We start from the raw sequence: 19545 nt of genomic DNA, 5'->3' as shown, positions 1-19545 counted from the left end.
GGGAGGTGACGGCTGTCTGCTTTGTTTCGGGTCATCGCGCCGCCCCTGCCACGGGGTCGCCGAAGTGACCTGGAGAAGTCCTTGAAGCGTAGATTCTCATCGACCACGGCCAGATCGGTGCGGGCCGCACTGAGCTGTCTGCTGGTCTGGGGGATGTGGGGAGCCGCAGCCATCGCTCCCGCATCGTCAGCAACCGGACCGACCGTGGTGGTCGGGGACATAGACCACACCCACGTCACCGGCCAGGAGGTGGGTGAGCACGCCCGTCCCACGGACGGTGGACGTGCTAGAACTGCGTCCCCTGCCGTGCCCCAGCCCGTCTCGCACCGCTCGGTCGCGGTGAGCCGACGCATCGTCAACCCCGCCGACGACGCCCTGATCGCCTGGGTCGGCCCCACCCAACCTCCGACGCTGCTCACCTTGCAGCAGGCGATGAACGCGGCCGTGGTCGGGGACACCGTCCACATCGTCCCCGACAGCTATGTGTTCACCAAGACGATCACCGTGCCCCGTCGGGTGACGCTCACCAGCGCCTCGGACTCGGTGGTCACCGCGCTGTTCTCGGTCACCGGCGGCGGGCTGACCGTCAGCGGGGTCACCTTCGAGCCGACCGCGGCGAGCAAGACGGTGGTGACGGTCGCCGCGACCTCCACCGACACGGTGCTCGACGGCATCCGCATCACCAACACGGCGAACCTGGCCACTCTCACCGGCATCACCTTCTCCGGTACCCCGACGACCGGCAGAACCGTCGAGAACTACGTCTTCGACAACGGTGACAACGCCGCCAACGGCATCTCCACCGGTATCAACGCCGGCAACGCCACATCCGTCGTGGTGCACGACACGGAGATCACGGGGGCCACCCGAGGCTTCTTCATGTCATCCGCCGCCACCGGCACCGGCCCCGAGTTCTCCCATGTGGACATCGAGGCGACCCTTCAGGGAGTGCTCACCGGCAGAACGGTCGGGGCGTCCTTCACCGAGGTGCACATCACGGGTACGTCGCTGGCCGGCTCGTACGGAATCAACCTCGGCGGCTCCACGGGCGTCGTGATGACCGACAGTTCGGTCACCGGCTATGTCTACGGGATCGCCACCGCCGCGGCCACCACGGGCGACGGGCCCCAGTTGACCCGGGTGACGGTCTCGGACGTGGGCACGACCGGCATCAGCCTCGGGGCGACGACTGGTGCGAAGCTCACCGACGTCACCGTCTCCGGCGCGCCGAGCAGCGTGGGCATCGGTGTCGACCTGGCCCGCTCCACATCGGTGACCATCGACAACCCGAACATCAGTGGCCTGCGCACCGGCGTCAGACAGGTCTGGGTCCGTACGTCCGGGCATCCACTGGCCGGTCCCGTGGTGACCGGGGGCACCTTCACCGATGTCGCCACCGGCATCGTCGTCGCCAACAACTCGGGCTTCCGGGTCACAGGCACCTCCATGAAGCTCGTCGCCGGTGCGGCGGGTGGCGGCGGCATCGGAATCGGGGGCTACGAAAACACCGACGTGGTGATCAGCGGTGTGACCGTCGAGGGGTACGAGAACCCCGACGACGTGCGCCGGGGCTCCGCCGCCGTCCGCTTCTACTACTCGGACCACATCCAGGTCCAGAACTCGACCTTCACCGGCGGTGCGAACGCCTTCTACTGGGACATGACGACGGACGTGACGGTCACCGAGGCCACCGTCAGCGGCATCGACTGGTGGGCGACGTACACCGAGTCCGTCATTCGGCTTGCCGTCCAGAACAGCACCTTCACCGACAACGCGGGCGTGGCGAACCTGACGATCAACCCGTCCGCGAGCGCCGACGGACTGGACGTCATCCAGAACAGCAGCGACATCACCTTCACCGACAACGAACTGGCCGACAATCCGACCGGCATCCTTTTCCCGTACGGCGGGAACACACTCGACTACCTCCGCAACCATGTGAGCGGCGGGCCCGCGTACTACGTCGTGTACGCGGTACCGGCGCACCATGTGGTCGTCACGGACAACGAGATCTCCTTCAGCCCGTTGGCGGACAACTCGGCGGCGATTCGCGCGGGCACGGCGTTGGAGAACCTCGACCCGGCGACGTTCCCCAACACCCCCGAGGACCAGCAGTCGCGTTCGTCCTCGGACATCGACGTCCTCGGCAATGTCTTCACCGGTACGGGTCCGATGGTCCAACTCGGTGAGAAGGAGGGCACCTGGCGCGTCATGCGGGACACCGTCCTCGTACGGGGCAACGTCTTCCCCAAGGACTCGGTCGCCATCCGCACCTTCCCCAACGCCGAGACGGGGCAGGACAGCAACACCGAGAACGACATGATCGGCGGAAACGTCGCCGTCGACGCCCGGGACACTCCGGCGGCGGGGACCACCACCGAGCAGGAGGTCGGCCAGCGCGGCAGCAACGACTGGGGCAGCCCCTGCGGGCCCCGGGTCACGGTCGGCGACACCTACACACCGGCCGACACCCTGATCTACGACGGTGGAGGCGCCTGGATCCATGAGACGCGCGAGCCGCAGACGCTGTATCCGACCCGCTGCGCGGACATCGGACTGAGCGTCACCAAGACCGTCGACTCCCCCACCTACACACCGGGCCAGACGCTGACGTACACGCTGACGGTCGCCAATGCGGGTCCTCAGGACGCGCACGCCGTCCGGGTGGTCGACGAACAGCCGACGACGCTGACGGACTTCACTTGGACGTGTGAGTCCGAAGGGACAGCGAGCGCCTGCACCGATCCGTCCGGCACCGGCTCCATCGACACCTTGGTGGACATCGGGGCGGGAGGCCAGGTCACCTTTGTCATCACCGCCACCACGGCGGCGGACGCCTCGGGCGACATCGAGAACACGGTCACCGTCACTCCGGCCGTCGGCACCGACGATCCCGGATGCGAACCAAGTTGCAGTGCCGGTGTGATTACTCCCAGAACACCCGTCGTGGGTACGGTCTCCGTGACCAAGACCGATGCGGACTCCGGCACCGCTCTGGCGGGTGCGGTATTCGAGTTGTGGACGGAGACCAACGGCGTTCCCGGTCTCCAGACCACCGGTGCGGTCCCGGACAGCCAGGTCGGCGCGGTGTGCACGACCGGCGCGAGCGGAGAGTGCACCCGTACCGTCGGCGTCGGCACGTATTACTGGCGGGAGACGCAGGCCCCCGAGGGCTACGAGCTTCCCGCCGACCCCGTCTTCGGGCCCCTCGTCCTCACGGAGGAGAACGCCGGTCAAGGGGTTGCCGTCAGCGCTGAGAACACCAAGGTCACCGTCACCGGCACCATCAAGGTCCTCAAGACCGACGCCAAGAACGACGAGGCCCTGGCGGGCGCGGTCTTCGAGTTGTGGCGCGAGACCAACGGCGTCGATGGACTCCAAACCAGCGCCTCCGGTTCAACACCGGCCGACACGCGTGTGGGCAACGGCTGTGCGACCGACGACGAAGGTGTCTGTCTCTTCGACGATCTTCCCACCGGGGAGTACTACCTGCGCGAGACGGCTGTCCCCGAAGGCTACGTACTGCCTGGCAACCCCGTCAGCGGTCCGTTCGAGATCACCGATGCCCATGCCGACGAGACCATCCTCGTCAGTGTGGCCAACGAGAGGGGAGAACCTCCCAAGGGCAAGTAGTCACACCCGGGGGGCGGAAGCACGGTGCGAACCGTCCCGCCCGGGCACGACACCTTGTTCGGCCCGCGCCCCCGAAGCGCGGGCCGAACCGTGGTGAAGGCGGGCCAGCGCCGTGGTCGTCCGGAGCCCGCCGCCTGGCTCAGTGCTTGACGCCGCTGATCTCGTTGGGCGCCTTGGGCAGGGTGACCGAGGCGAGTTCCTTCCCCGTTTCGATGTCGACGGCGTGGATCTTCTTGGTCGCGGGATCGGTCACGTACGCGGTGTGTTCGCGGACGAAGAGGGCGGGGCGCGGCTGTTGCCACTCCAGGGGCTCCTGCCAGGCACCGATGACCGGGATCGTCCTGGTGACCTCGCCGGCCTCCGGGTCGATCACATGGATCTTGCCGTCAGTGCCGAGGACAAGCCCTTCGCCGTGTGGGCCGCGGGCCAGCGAACGGAAGGTGTAGCTGGTGCCGAGGTCGACCAGGTTCATCTTTCCGGTCGTGGTGTTGATCAGCGACACCTGCTGGGGGCGTTCGAGTTCGGCGTCCTTGTCCTTCTTGAAGTCACCGAGGACGATCGGCGACTGGTCGGACCCCGATTGGTTGCCGATCCTTCCGTAGGTCGTGGGGCTCTTCACCTTGGTGATGACACCGTTCCGGTAGATGAGGACCCCGTCCTCACAGCCGACGACGACCGCTTCGTCCTTCGCGGTGGCTTCTCCATGGACGCCGGCGCACTCCTCGTTGCGGGTGATCTCCTTGCGGTCTTTGTCGAGGACGACGATTCCGGTGCGCTTCTCCTCGGTGCCCAGTGTGGTGACCAACTGTCCGTTCTTCAGTTCGACGGCGACACCGTGATGAGGGGCTGCGGAGGTGTACGTGGTCGTGGAGGGCTTCCCTTGTGCGAGGTCGGCGGGGTCGAAGACGGTGACCTCTCCCGTCCCATCGGTGAACAGGACGGTCCTGCCCGCGTGGCGTACGACATGGCCGGGCTTGGGGCCCTTGAACTCGATGTCGGTCAGCTGCTGATTGACGGCGTCCATGACCCGGAAGCCCTCCGAGGTGGAAACCATGATGTGCCGGTCGTCGCCCACGGGGTTGACGCGGTTGAAGCCTGCCAGCGGTATGTCCTTCACCACCTTCAGGCTCCGGCCGTCGAGGATGTGGAGACCGCCCTCGTAGGTGGTGACGAGCGGATTGGTCACGGGCTGCGGCGATGAACCGGGCTTGCTCCCGGCTTGTTTCGGCGCCGAAGAGCCAGTGGTGTCGGTGCCGCAGGCGGTCAGGGCGAGGGAGGTGGCGATCAGGAGGGTAATGCCCGCGGCGGAGCGTGGACGGGTTCTGTTGATCATGAGGTGTTCCTTTCGGTGCCCGCCTTCGGGCGGGCAGTGGTGCCGGTGGGCGCGCCGAGGCCGTCGGCTATGGCCGCGGTGTTGGCGCGCATCATTTCCAGGTAGGTGGCAGCGCCCTTCCCCCGTTCCGTCAGGGATTCGGAGAACAGTGGGAGGACGCGCACCTCGACCTTGCTCTCGCGTCTGAGGGCCTGGGCGAGCCGGTCGGGCTGGGAGGAGTCGGCGAAGATGGCCGTCACCCCTGCCGTCTCGATCGCCGTGGCGAGGGACTTGAGGTCTGAAGCGCTGGGTGACGCGAGGGTGGTTCCACTGGGGATGACGGCTCCGACGACTCGGAAGCCGAAGCGCTGCGCGAGGTAGCCGAAGACATGGTGGTTGGTCACCAGGTTGCGCTTGTTCGCCGGTATCGCGGCGAAGCGGCTGCTCATCCAGGTCGAGAGGTCGGCGAGTCGGGTGTCGTAGCGGGCGGCGTTGGCACGGACGGTGGCCGCGTCCACACCGTCGACGTGCTCGATCAGCCGGTCGGCGATGAGACGGGCCGCGGTGCGCACACGTGCGGGGTCGGTCCAGAAGTGTGGGTCGGGTCGGCCGGCCATGTCGTCCGAGGTGTACTTCAGGGGGGAGACGTTGTCGCCGACGGCGAGCGTTGCGACGCCCGCCTCCTGCCCTGCCTGAACATGGCGCAGGACGTTCTCCTCCAGTCCGAGACCGTTGTGGACGATCAGATCGGCCTGTTCGATCGTCGCGGCCTGCGGAGCGGAGATGCCGAAGGAGTGGGGGTCGGAACCGGGCTTCATCAAGACCGTGACCTCGGCCTGGTCCCCGACGATCTCCCGGGTGATGTCACCGAGGATGTTGGTGGTGACCACCACACTGGGACGCTCTCCTCCGGTGGTGGTGCACGCCGTGAGGCCGAGGACCACCGCGCAGGTCAGGGCGAACGCGGTGGGGAGCCGTAGGACTTCGGTGCGGTCTGTCATCGTCCGGTCTCCACCATGTGGGTCGGGGTGAAATCGAGGGAGAAGGTGCGGGCCTTGCGCAGCCGGTCGTTGAAGTCGATCTCGTGGACCTTCCGTCCGACCGGGTCGTTGACATAGGCGCGTTGGGTGTCCACCTCGATGACCGGCGCCGGTGTCCTGCCCGCAGACATCGGAGACAGCAATGGGGTACGGGCCGTCCGCTCGCCGGTGGTGGGGTCGAAGGCGCTCAGGTGTCCATCGGTGCCGAGGGTGAGCAGCGGAGTCCCTTCTCCGGCCGTGTTGACGGCGACGATCGGACCGGTGGTGATCCGCTTCCAGGTCCGCTCGGTCACATCGAGGACCCAGGCCGCGGCCGGGCCGGCTCTGGCCGTCAGGGTCGTACTCCCGGGCCGGTGCCGAAACTCGACGGCCCGCTCAGCAGGTGCCACAGCGGTGCCGTAGGGGATCTTCTGGGCCTGGAACGCACCGTTGCTGCCAGCGACCAACAGGGCACCGCCGGCGCAGCCCACGACCACCCCGCGGCGGGTCAGCGCCGTACCGAGCGGTTCCGGGCAGGTCGCGCCTAGCGATGAGACCCGGTCGCCGTTGCGGTTGTGGATCTCTACGCGGTCGCGGTCGACTCCGACGCCGGGCACGACGAGGTGTTCCCGATAGGGGACCACGGGAGCGGCGGTGGCTTCGGGCAGCGGACGACCCGCGCCGGGACGGCCTGCCTCCAACGCCTTGCGGTCGAGCAGACGCACGGTGCCGTCGCCGAAGGACAAGGCGGTGATGCCGGGATCGGCGTGGACGCGGACCGGGCCAGGTGCACGGATCTCACCGACCGGGCGGATGGGGGCACGGTAGTAGTGGACGTGGTCACCGTGATCCACCATCCAGGCGCCGCCGTCGACGATCTCGGTCGTGGTGCCGGTCGTCAGATATGCGAAGCGGCCGTCGGTGGTGATGCCTTGTACCTGACCTGCCCGTCGAACGGGTGTGACGGCCTCGGTGATCAGGTCCAGGACGCGCACCGTGCCCTTGGCGGCGTCGGCCATGACCAACCGGGACTGCTGCTCGCTGGCCTCCTGCGCGCCTTCGACATGGCCGTGCGGTACCGGGTCCTTCGTACCGCCGACCGGTGGTGGTTTCCCTCCGGCCGAGCATCCCTGGGCGAGCACACAGGACGCGAGGAGCACTGCGACGGAGGTCCTTCTGAAGGCGGTCATGAGGGCACCTCGTCCGTGCGCGGCCCGGGCCGCGCCATCAGGGTGGATACGGGTCGGGGCAGCCGCCGGGCGCCGTTGACGCATCCCGCGGCGAGGTGGGAAAGGAGGAACTGGAGCACCGCGACGGCAGAGATGGTCGCTCCGGCCGCGGTACCCGCGTGCCAGGAGACCAACAGCCCCAGGAAGACCGCGGCGGAGCCGAACAGCGCCGCACCGACCATGATCATGGGGATCCGGCGGGCCCAGGGCAGCATCGTCGCCGGCGGCGCGATGAGCAGGCCGAAGACGAGCAGCGTTCCGACGATGTGGAACGAAGCGACGATCGCGAGTGTGAGCAGGCCCAACAGAGCTGCGTGTGCCGTCTTCGGCCGCAGGCCCAGCGTTCGCGCCTTCCGTTCGTCGAACGTCAGGGCCACGAAGGGCCGGTAGCCCAGTACGGAGACCACCAGGGCGAACGCGAGAGCGGCACCGAGCAGAACGATTTCGTCCTGGCGCACGGCGAGCACATCGCCGAACAGGAACCCGGTCAGATCGACCGCGAAGGACTGCGAGCGGGAGACGATGATCACTCCCAGCGAGAGCATTCCGACGAACAGCAGCCCGATGCTGGTGTCCTGGGACAGTCGGGGTGATCTACCGACCGCCGTGACACCCGCGGCCATGACGACCGCACTCAACGCCGCCCCGATCAGCAGATTGCCCCCCACCAGGGAGGCGAGTGCGATGCCGGGCAGCATTCCGTGTGACATCGCGTCCCCGAGGAATGCCATCCCCCGCAGAACCAGCCAGGTACCGGCGAGGGCGCAGATCAACGACACGAGCACGCCGCCCCATAGAGCCCGCTGCACAAAGACCACCTCGAAGGGGCCGACCAACCATTCCATGGAGCGGGACCCTACAATGAAAATGATTATCATTACAAAGGAGGTTCGTCATGGTGGATCCACGCCCGGCACCGCAGGTCTCACTCAGAGGTGTGTCGGCGGGGTACGCCCGCACCATCGCCTTGTCCCAACTCGATGTCGACATACCGCCGTTGATGGTGACGGCAGTGCTGGGGCCGAACGGCTCAGGCAAGTCGACCCTGCTGGGAATCCTGGCCGGCGTGATTCCGACGACATCCGGGACCGTGGTCCACCGCACCGCCGGTCGACCGGCATTCGTCGTACAGCGCAGCGCAGTGGCCGACACACTGCCGCTCACCGTGCGAGAAGCGGTGGCGATGGGCCGTTGGGGCCGACTCGGACCAATCCGACGTCCGTCGGCCGAGGACCGCGAGGCGGTGGAGTCGAGCATGGAGCGGCTCGATGTCGCCGATCTGGCACAACGACAGTTGGGCGAGCTGTCCGGCGGCCAACGCCAACGCGTCCTGGTGGCACAGGGCCTGGCGCAGGGCGCTGACCTCCTGCTCCTGGACGAACCGGCCAGCGCCCTCGACGGCTCCGCACGCGAGATGATTGCGCGCGTCCTCGATGAAGTGACCGCCGAGGGGGTCACGGTCGTCCAGGCCACGCACGACATCACGGCGGCCCGTCAATCAGGGCACTGTCTGCTGCTGGACGGTGGCCGCGTCCTGGCATCGGGCTCGCCCCGTCACGTACTGGCAGAGTCCAGGTGGGAGACGGTACGGGGACGCTAGGCGTATCGATTCACAGCGTTGCTTACGCGGTTGATGGGTCGGTGTCCGCCACCTGGGCGTCGATCAGATCGAGTAGGGCGCGGACGGCTGCGGTGGGCCGTCGGGTCGCCGAGGTGGCGACGGAGAGGCTCCACCGGAGCGGGGCATCCGTGACCGTCAGCGTCCGCAGACCGGGATCGTCCGGGATGGCGAACCGGGGCACGAACGCAACGCCCAGCCCCTCGCGCACGAACGCCGCAGCGGTGGTGAAGTCCGGCACCTCCAGGGTGACGCGTCGCTGTACCGCCGAGGCGAGGAAGGCTTGGTCGGCGAGCTCGCGGTTGCCGTAGCCGGGCGGGAAGTCGATGAAGGGCTGCTCCGCCAGCTCCCCCAGTGACACTTCGTCGCGCCCGGCCAGCGGATGCCCCATCGGTACGAGCAGGCGCAAGGGGTCTGCCAGCACCTCGCGGGCCGCCACCCCGGCCGGCACACCACCGGGGAAGGACAGGAAAGCGGCGTCCAGCTCGCCCGCGAGCAGTGACCGGGTCAGACCGGCGGAGCCTGTCGGATCCAGCCGTAGCCTCACCGTGACCTGCGGATGGTGCGCGTTGAGCCGTCCCAGCAGCCGCGGCAGATCGATGCCGACCCGGCCGATCCCGATGATGACGCCCACGGTGACGGTGCCGCTCAGGCTGCCGTAGGAGTCACGGACCGCATCGCGGGCCGCCTGCGCGGCGTCCAGGGTGGCGCGCGCTTCCGGGAGCAGTGCGAGACCCGCGGTGGTCAGTGTCACCTTCTGCGAGGTCCGCTCGAACAGGGCGGCGCCCAGCTCCCGCTCCAGCGAGCGGATCGCGGTGGACACGCCGGACTGGGCGACGTGCAGCCTCCGCGACGCACGGGTGAAGCTCAGCTCTTGCGCAACGGCGGCGAAGTACTCCAGGTGCCGCAGTTCCATGGCGACGCACCTCTCTCGCGATCTATCACCGAATCGTATCGAATGTATCCGAAACTATCGTTGGACTCGATCCATCGATGGCGTGACCATGGGCGGTACGCAACCGACCGAGGAGTGGATGGGTGTGTCCGTGTCACCATCACCGGCACCGTCGAGAACCGGCCCGGCGCCGTCGACGGCGAGGTTCATGACGGCAGCCGCCGGCCAGCACACCAGGGCCGACACCGACCTTGCGACGCGCGCATCACACCACCGCGGCTTCTGGTTCGCGGCCGTGGCGTTCACGGTGTTGATGGCCTTCGGCACCGCGCCGACACCCCTGTGGCCCCTGTACGCGGCACGGGACGGCTTCGGTACGACCACCATGACCATCGCGTTCACCGGCATGGTCGCCGGTGCCGCGGTGAGCTTCTTGACGCTCGGGCATCTGTCCGACCGGTTCGGGCGTCGCCGGATCATCGTGCCGGCCCTGGTCGTCGGCCTGGTCGCGGCCGTCGTACTGATCGCATGGCCGACCCTGCCGGGTCTGCTGACCGGACGGGTGCTGAACGGCGTTGGGGTGGGGCTGATGGCCTCGACCGCCACGACGTATCTGCACGACCTGTACCGCGAGGCGCACCCCGAGCGCCGCTTCTCCGCCGTACCCGCGACCGTCGCCACCGCGGCGAACCTCGGTGGACTGGCCCTCGGCCCGCTGGTCGCCGGGTCCATGGCACAGTGGGCGCCGTCGCCCTTGGTGACGACACAGGCCGTGTTCGCCGCTGCGATGGCAGTCTCCCTGGTGCTGGTGCTGTCCAGCCCCGAGACCGTCGACCGGCAGCTCCAGGAGAAGCGCCCGAGCCGGTTCGCCCTGCTGCCCGGCGCTCGGAGGGTGTTCGCTGCTGCCGCGGCGATGGGCTTCGTCTCCTTCGCACTGCTCGGCTTCGTCTCTTCGCTCGGGGCGACCCTGATCCATGACCGGCTGCACATCGACTCCCACCTGATCACCGGTCTCACCCCGTTCCTGATGTTCGCGTCCGCGGCGCTGGCCCAACTCGCTGCCGGACGGCTCGGCCTGCCCCGTACCTTGCGGACCGGAGCGGTGGTCTTCCCCATCGGTCTGACCCTGACCGCGCTGTCGCTCTACCACCCTGCCCTCTGGCTCCTGCTCATCGCGGTCTCCGTCGCGGGTGCCGGCGCGGGCCTGCTGTTCAAGAGCGGTGTCACGATCGGTGCGACGGTCGCCGAGCCCGCGTCCCGTGCCGGTGTGCTCTCGGTGTACTTCGTCATCGGCTACATCGGAATGGGTGTGCCCTCGATCCTGTTCACCATCGCCACCCAGCACATCGGCCTTGGCAGTGCCGTGATCGGTCTGGCGAGCGTGCTGGCGATCGGTGCCGCCCTGTCCGTGGCCCTGGCCACCTCCGCACGGCAGGACATCCGACACTGATCCGTCAGCCGGTCCATCCGGCGAGAGCACCCGCGCTGGATGCCCCGACCTTCGGACGGCAGCAACCCCGACGGCCCGTACCGTGCCCGCGAAGGGCTGGTACGGGCCGCCCGGCATTGCGCAGGTCAGAAGGGCGGGGCACTGGCAGCGCCCGAGGGCTCGGAGAACCCGTCCGAGGATGGCGAGGTGGGCTCGATGCCCCCCTCCGATGGCCACTCACTCGGAAGTGCACCCTCGGATGAGCTGATGGCCGGTTCCAGATACGCGGGTGATTCTTGGGGATGCCCGCTGTCTGCCATGGCAAGGCCGAAGACCACAAAGCCCGCAATGAGTACGGCGATGGTGAGCCCGGTCAGGAGGAAGACTCTACCTCGCGGGACTGACGCCGGCATGGGTGCGGGCGGTTCCTCTTTGTCGTCCTGTGCTGGCCGATCCGCCTGCTCGATCGCTTCTTTCGCCGCCACGTCGACCGTGGGTTCCGTCGGTGTGACCACGGGGGTCGAGCCGGTGGATCCTCGATCGCCCAGCTCGGCGGCCACGATGTCCGCGGGTGGTCCCAGTCGTTCCAGGACCCCGCGAACCGCTTCGATGTGTTGGGCGTCCGCCTCCTCCAGACCGACGTCTATGTGCTCGACGATCTCCTGTCGCAGCTCTGCGCGCCGATCGCCGGCGAGAAAGACGGAAGCGTTGTCGAAGCGGTGCAAATAGTCGTCTACGAGTTGATCTCGCCTCAAGGTCACTGGTGACCCTCCTCACGGTCCAAGAGGTTGTCAACGGCAGTTCTGAAAGGTCCCCACTCACCGGCGAAGTCGCTCAGCGCCCGTCGCCCGGTTGCGGTCAGGGTGTAGTAGCGGCGGGGCGGACCCGAGTCGGACTCCCGCCAGGCCGAGTTGACCCATCCCTCTTTCCGGAGTCGCGACAGCAGTGGGTAGATGGTGCCTTCGCTGGTCACGAGCCCATGCGCATCGCACAGCTCCCGTACCAGCTCGAAGGCATACCGCTCGCCGTCACGAAGCAGTGCCAGAACACAGAACTGTAGGACTCCACGACGGAGTTGACTCACCCTGGAACGCGCTCCACCCGGCAGTACCATGCACGACAAGGTACCTGCCGCCGGCTGGTACCGCCAGCGCGATGGACCGAAGGGCAGGCTGTCCGGGTCCGGTCGCTGGATGGAAGGCCGATGTTCACAGCGACCGCGTGCCATGAGCCGCCCCATACAATGGGCGGGAAAGGTTGGTGGTCGTCGACGTGGGCAAGTCGCGGGGAAGCGGTCTTGCGGGCTCGGGTTCCGGGCAGAGCGTCTGGCTGCGCCGGCCACCTGCACCGCGCCAGGAGCCTCCGTTGACCAGGGAGCGCATCACCGAGGCGGCCATCGCCCTGCTGGATGAAGAGGGCATCGAGCGGCTGACCATGCGTCATCTCGCGCAGCGCATGGGCATCGGCGCCACGACTCTGTACTGGCACATCGACACCAAGGACGACGTCGTCGACCTGGCGACCGATGCCATCTTCGCGGAGGCGCCACTCCCCGACGGGCACGATGGGACCTGGCAGGAGAGTGTCGTCGCCCTCCTCTCCGGGTGTCGGTCCATGCTCCTGCGGCACCCGTGGTCCGCCGCGCTACCACTGCGTCAGCGACCTTCGATCGGGCCGAACTTCCTCACCTGGCTGGAGTTCCTCCAGGCCACACTGTCACGCGCCGGCTTCGGAGCACAGCAGACGCAAGCCGTTTGCTGGCTGCTGTACAACCATGTGCTGGGCTCCGCGGCGAGCCAGTCCAACTTCCAGTGGTCGAAGGCCGAGCGGGTAGCCGCACAGGAGCAGTTGCGGATGGAAGTCGACAAGTACCCCACGCTCGTGGCGTATGAGTACCCGCTCGACGAGGATTGGGAGGCGAATTTCCACCTGGGCGTGAAGCTCGTCCTCGCCGGCCTGGAATCACAACTGTCGGCAGTCGACTGACTCTCGCCTCACCCATCGGCGGTCGGTGACCGACACCCGTCCACCCATCTGGTCGTCAGTAACCTCGCCGCCAGCTCACTTCTTGCCGATGTGCAGGGCCTCCTTGACGAAGACCTGGAAGTAGTTGGGAACGCCCTCGGTGGTGATGACCTCAACTCGGGAGTTCGGGTTGAGGTTGTCGACCGCCTCGCGCACCAGCGCGTCAGCCAGGTCCCTGCGCGAGGTGAACCAACCGGGGTGGCGAAGCTTGCTGACGGTGTAGTCGCTCACGGTCGTGGCGTCGAAGAGACCTGCAGGACGGACGACCGTCCAGTCCAAGCCGCTGGCGCTGACGATGTCCTCCATCCGACTCGTGTCCTCGTAGAGGGGACGGCCCATCCTGAGCAGGATCGGAACGATGACCTTGCGGAAGACGAGCGCTTCACCGGGTGCGTCCTCGTAGTTGGCTCCGATCGAGCTGACGCAGACCAGCCGACGAATGCCATGCGCGTCCATCGCCTTGATGACATTGGCGGTGCCTTCCGAATAGACCGTCACCGGCTCCTTCGTATAGGGAACACCGACGGTGGAGATGACTCCGTCGTGGCCGGCGACCACACGGTGCACCCCATCGGGGTCGAGGATGTCCGCCTTGACCACACTTAATCGGGTGTCATCGAGCGGGAAGGCATCGGGCCGCCGAGTCACTGCGGTGACCTCGTGGCCCTCCATCATCGCCTGTTCGACAGTCAGCCGGCCCGTAGGGCCGTTCGCTCCGAAGATGACCAGCTTCATGTGTTCCTCCTGTGCGGTGCGCTGCCGGCTCGACATGGGTGTGAGCCCGCGCAGGTGCCGAAAGGGATAGGGAGCCGACCGGCGCGGTTCCGATCGCCGGGGCGCGGGATGGAGCGGACCGTGCGGACCGTCCCGTCCACGCGCCAGGTGTTCCGCCGCTCCTTGTACAGGTTTTCATCGACCCCGTCCTTCATCTCGGAAAGGCGATTCGCTGCCGAACACCGAATTCACTACCGAACATCGGTCGACCACTAGAACATTGATCCATGGCTCGATCAATGTACCATCGCCGGAGGGGTGATCGACTGGCCCAACTCCCGCACAGAGGCGTGATGTTCCCGCGACAAGCGAGAGAAGAGCATCGCGCTGAGCGGCACACCGACGCACCCACCAGCGTTGTACGGGCGCCATCCGGCCGGGCGACCCACGGCGATTCGATGAGCAGCCCTGCGCAGCGGGTTCGATGGATTCGATGAGCACGGATCACCGCAAGATGAGAACTGGCCAATGTGCGTCACGGAACGGCAAAAGAGCGCCACACCGGCCACTTCAATCGGCTGAAATCTCAGCTACACCTCGGGCTTCATGGTGTCCATCGATCGAACGGTCATGACACGGACCCATGCCCTCAACCGAGAGGCCGGCCATCACCACGCAGACATCCCACCCCGTGGGCCACCTCAAGGACCGTCGCCACGGGCCCGGTCATCCCCTCGGCTCTTCCCCCGGCCGATACGCCTCGCGCACCTCCGCACCGCCGGCAGAAAGACCCCCACCCCCATGAACATCGCCGTACTGGGACAAGGCTATGTAGGACTCCCCCTGGCCATGCGTGCGGCTGAGGTCGGACACCACGTCATCGGCTACGAACCGGACCTCGCCCGGTGCGCTCTGCTCGACTCCGGCGAGTCGTACGTCGAGGACGTACCGTCCCACCGGCTGCGGAACGCGATCGACGCCCGCACCTACCGAGCGACGTCCGACGCGGCCGACCTCAAGGGCTTCGACGTCGCGGTCATCACGGTCCCAACGCCGCTCACCGATCGCGCACCGGACCTGACCTGCGTCCGTGCCGCAGCCCGTACGCTGGCCGGATACATCGAACCGGGTTGCACCGTGGTGCTGGAGTCGACGACCCACCCGGGCACCACCCGCGATGTCCTCATCCCTCTCCTCGAAGAGGGTTCAGGCTTCATCGCCGGCCGAGACTTCTCGGTCGGGTTCAGCCCGGAGCGCATCGATCCGGGCAATGCCGTCTGGCGCTTCGAGAACACGCCCAAGGTCGTCGCGGGGCTCACCGCCGACTGTCTCCACCGGGTCCGTGCCTTCTACGACTCGATCGTCGAGCAGACCGTGCCCGCGCGGGGGTTGGAGGAGGCCGAACTCGCCAAGGTCTTCGAGAACACCTTTCGCCATGTCAACATCGCGCTGGTCAATGAACTCGCCAAGCTCGGCCATCTGCTGGGCATCGACGTCGGGGACGCCCTCGACTGCGCGGGGACGAAGCCGTTCGGATTCATGCGGTTCACACCGGGCCCCGGGGTGGGCGGGCACTGCCTGCCGATAGATCCCGTGTACCTCTCCCACCACGTACGGCAGCAACTCGGTGAGACCTTCCGCTTCGTCGAGCTGGCGCAGGAGGTGAACGAGCGCCAACCGGCCTATGTCGTGGAGCGCCTCCAGAACTCCCTGAACCAGAGCGGCAAGTGCCTCAAGGGCGCCCGCATCCTCGCGCTGGGCCTGACCTACAAGGCGGGAACGTCCGACACCCGGGAGTCCCCCGCGCGGAGCGTCGTCGACCTCCTCATCGCCAAGGGCGCGCACTGCACCACGGTCGACCCCCATCTCCCCACGACGCCCGACGCCGACCACCTGGCCGAGATGACTCCCGAGGACCTCGCGGCGGCGGACGCGGTCATCGTGCTCACCGACCACCCCGAGTTCGACTTCGATGCCGTGCACCGGCTGGCCCCGTACGTCCTGGACACCCGTCGGGTGGTTCCGGTCGGCGATCACATCGAACACCTCTAGGACGTGTCCGACACATGGCGCCGTCCGCCCGAACCCCATGATCAGAGCGAGGAACACATGTCCGAGAACTCCCAGCTCGCCCGTACCGGCTCGGCTGCCGGCGCCATCATCGTCGGCGGGACGGTGGTCACCGGATGGTGGCTCCTGGGCATCGCCGCCCTCGTTGTCTGTGCGGGTGCGGTCATGATCCGGTTGGGCTTCCGTCGCGACCGCACGGCCGGCGAACGATGATCCCGAGACCCCTGGCCGCCCACCCGCACCATTCCGGCACGGTGCTCGCCGGAGCCATCGCCTTGACCGCGGCTGCTGCCTGGGCGGCGCAGCACGCCATCGCCGCGACCCACTTCGGCGATGCGACCCGCGGTCGGCTCGGCGCCGTCTGGGCGGTCACCTTCGTCCTGCTGATGGCCCAGACGATCATGTACCACTTCGACCGGCCCTACCGCGCCACTCCCCGCACTGCCAGACGGCTGGCGGAACTCCACGTCGCCGTCCTCGTCCCTGTGTACAACGAGGACGACGGCTATCTACGTCTCGGACTGCAGTCCCTCCTGGACCAGACGAGGCTGCCCGACAGCGTGCACATCGTCGACGATGGATCCACCAGCACCCAGTACCCCGAGGTGAGGCAGTGGTGGCTGGCAGGGGCCGGACGGGCGGGTGTGCACACCACCTGGCGCCGCGTGGACAACGGAGGCAAACGCCATGCGCAGGGACACGGGGTACGGGCGAGCCCGGAGGCCGATGTCTATGTCACGCTCGACAGCGACAGTTGCCTCGCACCCAACGCCATCGCGGAGATACTCATACCGTTCCGGCGGCGTTCCGTGCAGTCCGTGGCGGGAATCGTCCTCGCCACCAACCACCGGGCCAATCTGCTGGCCCGGATCACCGACCTCTGGTTGTTGACCGGCCAGCTGGTCGACCGCTCGGCGCTATCCACGGTAGGTGCCGTGCTCGTCAACTCCGGCCCGTTGGCCGCCTATCGGGCCGAGGTCATCCGTGACAACCTCGACGCCTATCTGAGCGAGACCTTCCGCGGTCGGCCGGTGACCATGTCGGACGACAGTCTCCTGACCCTGTACGCGCTTCTGCGCGGAAAGACCGTCCAGCAGCCCACCGCAGTCGTCTTCTCCGCCATGCCCGAGAAGTTCGGCCATCTGTGCCGGATGTACCTGCGCTGGATGCGCGGCTCGACCATCCGTTCCCTGTGGCGCATGCGCTATCTGCCACTGGACGGCGTCGCCTACTGGATCCATCTGCTCCGCTGGTTCCAGGTCGCCCTGTCGACATCGGTTCTGGTCTGGCTACTGCTGGTCGAACCGCTGAAGTACGGCAACGCACCGGACGCTTCGTTCCTTCTGATCCCCTTCCTCATCGGTTGGGCCCAGGGGCTGCGCTATCTGAGCATCATCCGCTCCGATGAACGCATCCGTTCGAGGGTCGTGACCTGGATGCTGATGCCGCTGGCGGTGGTGTTCGCCTGGACCGTACTGCGCTTCATGCGCTGGTACGGGGCCGCCACCTGCGCCAACACCGGCTGGGGAACGCGACAAGGGGGTGCCGAGGTCTCCTTGGACGGTGCGTCGGTCTCCGCTGCACAACCATCGGGCACCCCAGCCGATGCGGAACCGTTCCCTGCCGGACCGTCCCACGGCGGGCGGTCCGGTGCAGGACGGCCCAACGCAGGGCCGGTCGACACCGAGCCATGGGCACCCGCGTACCACTACCCGTCCCCCACACATCCGGAGCCGCTCGTGGAGACGACCCTTGAGCTGCGTGTCCTTCCGGTCCGAGCGGGGTGAGCGGCCGGCTCCCCGGCAAGGCCGACGCGTGCGGACCGTTCGTCATGGGTTCGGCCGGGCAGGTGGTGCGGCCCACCACGGCGCACCCCACCTGCCCGGTCGGCGGGCGGTCCCGTGTCCAGAGCGCTACCGGTTGGGTCGGCTGCTCGACCGGTCGAGCAGCCGGTCCACGTGCATACGGAATCGTTCGAGGCGCTGCGCCGCCTCGTCCGCGCTGATGGCGGGCTCGTACACGGCGGCGGGCTCCCATCGGGGCACCGCCTGTTCGATGGTGAGACCCGGGACGATCCCCATGCGGGCGACCGCCCCGACACCGAGCGCGGTGGCATCGGGCAACGCCGAGACCTCGATCGGGATCTGGAGCAGGTCGGCCTGGGTCTGCATCAGCAGTGCGGACCGGGTCAATCCGCCATCCACGCGCAGCACGGAGAGCGGTTGGTCCAGATCGCCGGCGGCAGCCGCGGCCAACTCGGTGATCTGGGCCGCGATGCCCTCGCACAGGGCGCGCACCACATGGCCGGGCGAGGTGTCCAGACCGAGTCCACTGAGCGAACCGCGCACGTCACCGCGCCACCACGGGGCGGCCAGGCCGGCCAGTGCGGGCACAAACGTCACTCCCCCGGTGTCCGGTACGCCCGATCCGATCGGATCGAGGTCGGCAGCCCCGGAGATCACTCCGAGTTCGGTGAGCCATCGCACGGCAGAGGCGACCGTGTACACCTGTCCGTCGAGGCAGTAGTCGGTGCGCCCGCCCAATCGCCAGGCGACACAGCTGACGAGACCGCTGCTGGTGCGCAGGGGGGACTTTCCGGTCTGGGCGAGGAGGAAGGCCCCGGTCCCGTAGGTGCACTTGGCCGCCCCCGGTTCCGTGACGCTCTGCGCCAACAGGGCCGCCTGCTGGTCGACGAGCAGACCGGTCAGCGGAATGGTCGCACCGAAGGCGGTCGTGGTGCCCACCGGACCTGCCGAGTCGACGACGTCCGGCATGCGTTCCGAACCGAGCCCGAAGAGTTCCCGTGCCCGCGCCGACCAGGTGACGTCATCAAGGTCGAGCAACTGTGTCCGGCCGGCGGTGGCCGCGTCGGTGACGAAGGCGCCGGTCAGCCGGTGGACCAGCCAGGCGTCGCTGGTGGTGACCACACCCTCACGGGTCCGCTCCCGCCGTATCCAGGCCATCTTCCCAGCCGCGAAGTAGGGGTCGAGGGGCAGACCGGTGAGCTGGGCGAGCTCGTCGGCGTACGGGGCCAGCTCGGTGCAGATGGACTCGGCCCGACGGTCCTGCCACACGATGGCCTCGGTCAGGGGCGCACCGCTTGAGGGGTCCCAGGCAAGCACCGTCTCCCCTTGATTGGCCAGACCGACGGCTGCCACGGGCTCGCCGGCCTCTGCGAGGGCCTGCCGACCTGCTGCAATGACGGAGTCGAGAAGTGACATCGGATCCACTTCCGCACGGTCGCCGGGACCGTACCGCGGGTACACCGGTACGGTCCCGGTGCCGATCACCCCACGCTCGGGGCAGATGACCAGGGCTTTGGTTCCCGATGTGCCTTGGTCAACGGCGAGTACGGCGCTGGACATGGGCCACCCGGTTCTTCAGCTGACGGGACCCTCGATCATCACGAATGCGTCAAGAACCCCTTGATCAATGATCGTTGACGACACGCCAGGGTGGATCAGGCATCGCGATACGTCAAGGTACGTCCCTGGTGAGGACGTTGATCGCTAACGCACACGGCTTCATCGATCCGTAGCAATCAACTTCTTGTCGTTGTCGTCGGGTTGAGTAAGATCGGCGCGCATACGCGGAGTGGATC

16 protein-coding genes are annotated in these 19545 nt (G+C 67.6%); 7 read left to right on the top strand and 9 right to left on the bottom strand.

Translation table 11 applies throughout. The annotated features are described in order from the left end of the window. Positions 1-81 precede the first annotated feature (81 nt). On the top strand, positions 82-3633 hold the full coding sequence (locus tag OID54_RS32415; protein ID WP_329025397.1) for a SpaA isopeptide-forming pilin-related protein: 3552 nt from the start codon (positions 82-84) through the stop codon (positions 3631-3633). 139 nt (positions 3634-3772) lie between these two features. Here OID54_RS32415 and aztD read toward each other — a convergent pair whose 3' ends face one another. The 4 genes from aztD to aztB are packed head-to-tail and all read right to left on the bottom strand — an operon-like array spanning position 3773 to position 8038. Then, positions 3773-4966 carry a zinc metallochaperone AztD gene (aztD, locus tag OID54_RS32410; RefSeq protein WP_329025395.1) on the bottom strand — a complete coding sequence of 398 codons (1194 nt, stop codon included), beginning with the start codon at positions 4964-4966 and terminating at the stop codon, positions 3773-3775. Next, on the bottom strand, positions 4963-5946 hold the full coding sequence (gene aztC, locus OID54_RS32405) for a zinc ABC transporter substrate-binding protein AztC (protein WP_329025392.1): 984 nt from the start codon (positions 5944-5946) through the stop codon (positions 4963-4965). Before aztC ends, aztD begins: the two co-directional genes overlap by 4 nt. Then, the gene (locus tag OID54_RS32400) at positions 5943-7154 is read right to left on the bottom strand and encodes a hypothetical protein (protein ID WP_329025390.1); all 1212 of its coding nucleotides are present in this window, start codon (positions 7152-7154) and stop codon (positions 5943-5945) included. The genes aztC and OID54_RS32400 overlap by 4 nt, the downstream gene beginning before the upstream one ends. Then, positions 7151-8038, bottom strand: a complete 888-nt coding sequence (aztB, locus tag OID54_RS32395; RefSeq protein ID WP_329025388.1) for a zinc ABC transporter permease AztB — start codon at positions 8036-8038, stop codon at positions 7151-7153. The genes OID54_RS32400 and aztB overlap by 4 nt, the downstream gene beginning before the upstream one ends. Before the next feature lie 50 nt (positions 8039-8088). Between aztB and aztA the strand changes: the two genes are divergently transcribed. Then, entirely contained in the window at positions 8089-8793 is a 705-nt protein-coding gene (aztA, locus tag OID54_RS32390) for a zinc ABC transporter ATP-binding protein AztA (RefSeq protein ID WP_329025386.1), read from the top strand. Between the two features lie 22 nt (positions 8794-8815). Here aztA and OID54_RS32385 read toward each other — a convergent pair whose 3' ends face one another. Continuing rightward, a complete protein-coding gene (locus OID54_RS32385; protein ID WP_329025384.1) occupies positions 8816-9727 on the bottom strand; it encodes a LysR family transcriptional regulator in 912 nt (303 codons plus the stop codon). A 187-nt stretch (positions 9728-9914) separates the two neighbouring features. Between OID54_RS32385 and OID54_RS32380 the strand changes: the two genes are divergently transcribed. Then, on the top strand, positions 9915-11156 hold the full coding sequence (locus tag OID54_RS32380) for an MFS transporter (protein ID WP_329025382.1): 1242 nt from the start codon (positions 9915-9917) through the stop codon (positions 11154-11156). 125 nt (positions 11157-11281) lie between these two features. On the opposite strand, the gene OID54_RS32375 is transcribed toward OID54_RS32380, so the two are convergent. After that, positions 11282-11896 (bottom strand): HAAS signaling domain-containing protein, encoded by a 615-nt coding sequence (locus tag OID54_RS32375; RefSeq protein ID WP_329025380.1) that lies wholly within the window; start codon positions 11894-11896, stop codon positions 11282-11284. Then, complete coding sequence (locus OID54_RS32370) at positions 11893-12249, bottom strand: PadR family transcriptional regulator (RefSeq protein ID WP_329025378.1); 357 nt, start codon at positions 12247-12249, stop codon at positions 11893-11895. The genes OID54_RS32375 and OID54_RS32370 overlap by 4 nt, the downstream gene beginning before the upstream one ends. A gap of 251 nt (positions 12250-12500) precedes the next feature. Here OID54_RS32370 and OID54_RS32365 point away from each other — a divergent pair, with 251 nt between their 5' ends. Next, positions 12501-13121, top strand: coding sequence for a TetR/AcrR family transcriptional regulator C-terminal domain-containing protein (locus OID54_RS32365; RefSeq protein ID WP_329025377.1), 621 nt, complete (start codon positions 12501-12503; stop codon positions 13119-13121). A 75-nt stretch (positions 13122-13196) separates the two neighbouring features. On the opposite strand, the gene OID54_RS32360 is transcribed toward OID54_RS32365, so the two are convergent. After that, entirely contained in the window at positions 13197-13895 is a 699-nt protein-coding gene (locus OID54_RS32360; RefSeq protein ID WP_329025375.1) for an NAD(P)-dependent oxidoreductase, read from the bottom strand. 780 nt (positions 13896-14675) lie between these two features. On the opposite strand from OID54_RS32360, the gene OID54_RS32355 reads away from it, so the two are divergent. The 3 genes from OID54_RS32355 to OID54_RS32345 are packed head-to-tail and all read left to right on the top strand — an operon-like array spanning position 14676 to position 17731. Then, positions 14676-15926 carry a nucleotide sugar dehydrogenase gene (locus tag OID54_RS32355; protein ID WP_329025373.1) on the top strand — a complete coding sequence of 417 codons (1251 nt, stop codon included), beginning with the start codon at positions 14676-14678 and terminating at the stop codon, positions 15924-15926. 57 nt (positions 15927-15983) lie between these two features. Further along, complete coding sequence (locus tag OID54_RS32350) at positions 15984-16157, top strand: hypothetical protein (RefSeq protein WP_329025371.1); 174 nt, start codon at positions 15984-15986, stop codon at positions 16155-16157. After that, positions 16154-17731 carry a glycosyltransferase family 2 protein gene (locus OID54_RS32345; protein ID WP_329025370.1) on the top strand — a complete coding sequence of 526 codons (1578 nt, stop codon included), beginning with the start codon at positions 16154-16156 and terminating at the stop codon, positions 17729-17731. Before OID54_RS32350 ends, OID54_RS32345 begins: the two co-directional genes overlap by 4 nt. 126 nt (positions 17732-17857) lie before the next feature. On the opposite strand, the gene OID54_RS32340 is transcribed toward OID54_RS32345, so the two are convergent. Next, positions 17858-19309 (bottom strand): FGGY family carbohydrate kinase, encoded by a 1452-nt coding sequence (locus OID54_RS32340; RefSeq protein WP_329025369.1) that lies wholly within the window; start codon positions 19307-19309, stop codon positions 17858-17860. Positions 19310-19545: the final 236 nt, after the last annotated feature.

Origin of the sequence: Streptomyces sp. NBC_00690 (assembly GCF_036226685.1) — a bacterium.
In the GTDB taxonomy this organism is placed as follows: Bacteria; Actinomycetota; Actinomycetes; order Streptomycetales; family Streptomycetaceae; genus Streptomyces.
This window is presented reverse-complemented; position numbering and strand designations above follow the sequence as displayed.

What these genes read in the sequence shown, in the direction of transcription:
- OID54_RS32345 (WP_329025370.1), top strand. Translation starts at nt 16,154, where the DNA reads ATGATCCCGAGACCCCTGGCCGCCCACCCGCACCATTCCGGCACGGTG.
- OID54_RS32360 (WP_329025375.1), bottom strand. Translation starts at nt 13,895, where the DNA reads ATGAAGCTGGTCATCTTCGGAGCGAACGGCCCTACGGGCCGGCTGACT.
- OID54_RS32400 (WP_329025390.1), bottom strand. Translation starts at nt 7,154, where the DNA reads ATGACCGCCTTCAGAAGGACCTCCGTCGCAGTGCTCCTCGCGTCCTGT.
- aztA (WP_329025386.1), top strand. Translation starts at nt 8,089, where the DNA reads ATGGTGGATCCACGCCCGGCACCGCAGGTCTCACTCAGAGGTGTGTCG.
- OID54_RS32355 (WP_329025373.1), top strand. Translation starts at nt 14,676, where the DNA reads ATGAACATCGCCGTACTGGGACAAGGCTATGTAGGACTCCCCCTGGCC.
- OID54_RS32350 (WP_329025371.1), top strand. Translation starts at nt 15,984, where the DNA reads ATGTCCGAGAACTCCCAGCTCGCCCGTACCGGCTCGGCTGCCGGCGCC.
- OID54_RS32340 (WP_329025369.1), bottom strand. Translation starts at nt 19,309, where the DNA reads ATGTCCAGCGCCGTACTCGCCGTTGACCAAGGCACATCGGGAACCAAA.
- OID54_RS32380 (WP_329025382.1), top strand. Translation starts at nt 9,915, where the DNA reads ATGACGGCAGCCGCCGGCCAGCACACCAGGGCCGACACCGACCTTGCG.
- aztC (WP_329025392.1), bottom strand. Translation starts at nt 5,946, where the DNA reads ATGACAGACCGCACCGAAGTCCTACGGCTCCCCACCGCGTTCGCCCTG.
- OID54_RS32385 (WP_329025384.1), bottom strand. Translation starts at nt 9,727, where the DNA reads ATGGAACTGCGGCACCTGGAGTACTTCGCCGCCGTTGCGCAAGAGCTG.
- aztB (WP_329025388.1), bottom strand. Translation starts at nt 8,038, where the DNA reads ATGGAATGGTTGGTCGGCCCCTTCGAGGTGGTCTTTGTGCAGCGGGCT.
- aztD (WP_329025395.1), bottom strand. Translation starts at nt 4,966, where the DNA reads ATGATCAACAGAACCCGTCCACGCTCCGCCGCGGGCATTACCCTCCTG.
- OID54_RS32370 (WP_329025378.1), bottom strand. Translation starts at nt 12,249, where the DNA reads ATGGTACTGCCGGGTGGAGCGCGTTCCAGGGTGAGTCAACTCCGTCGT.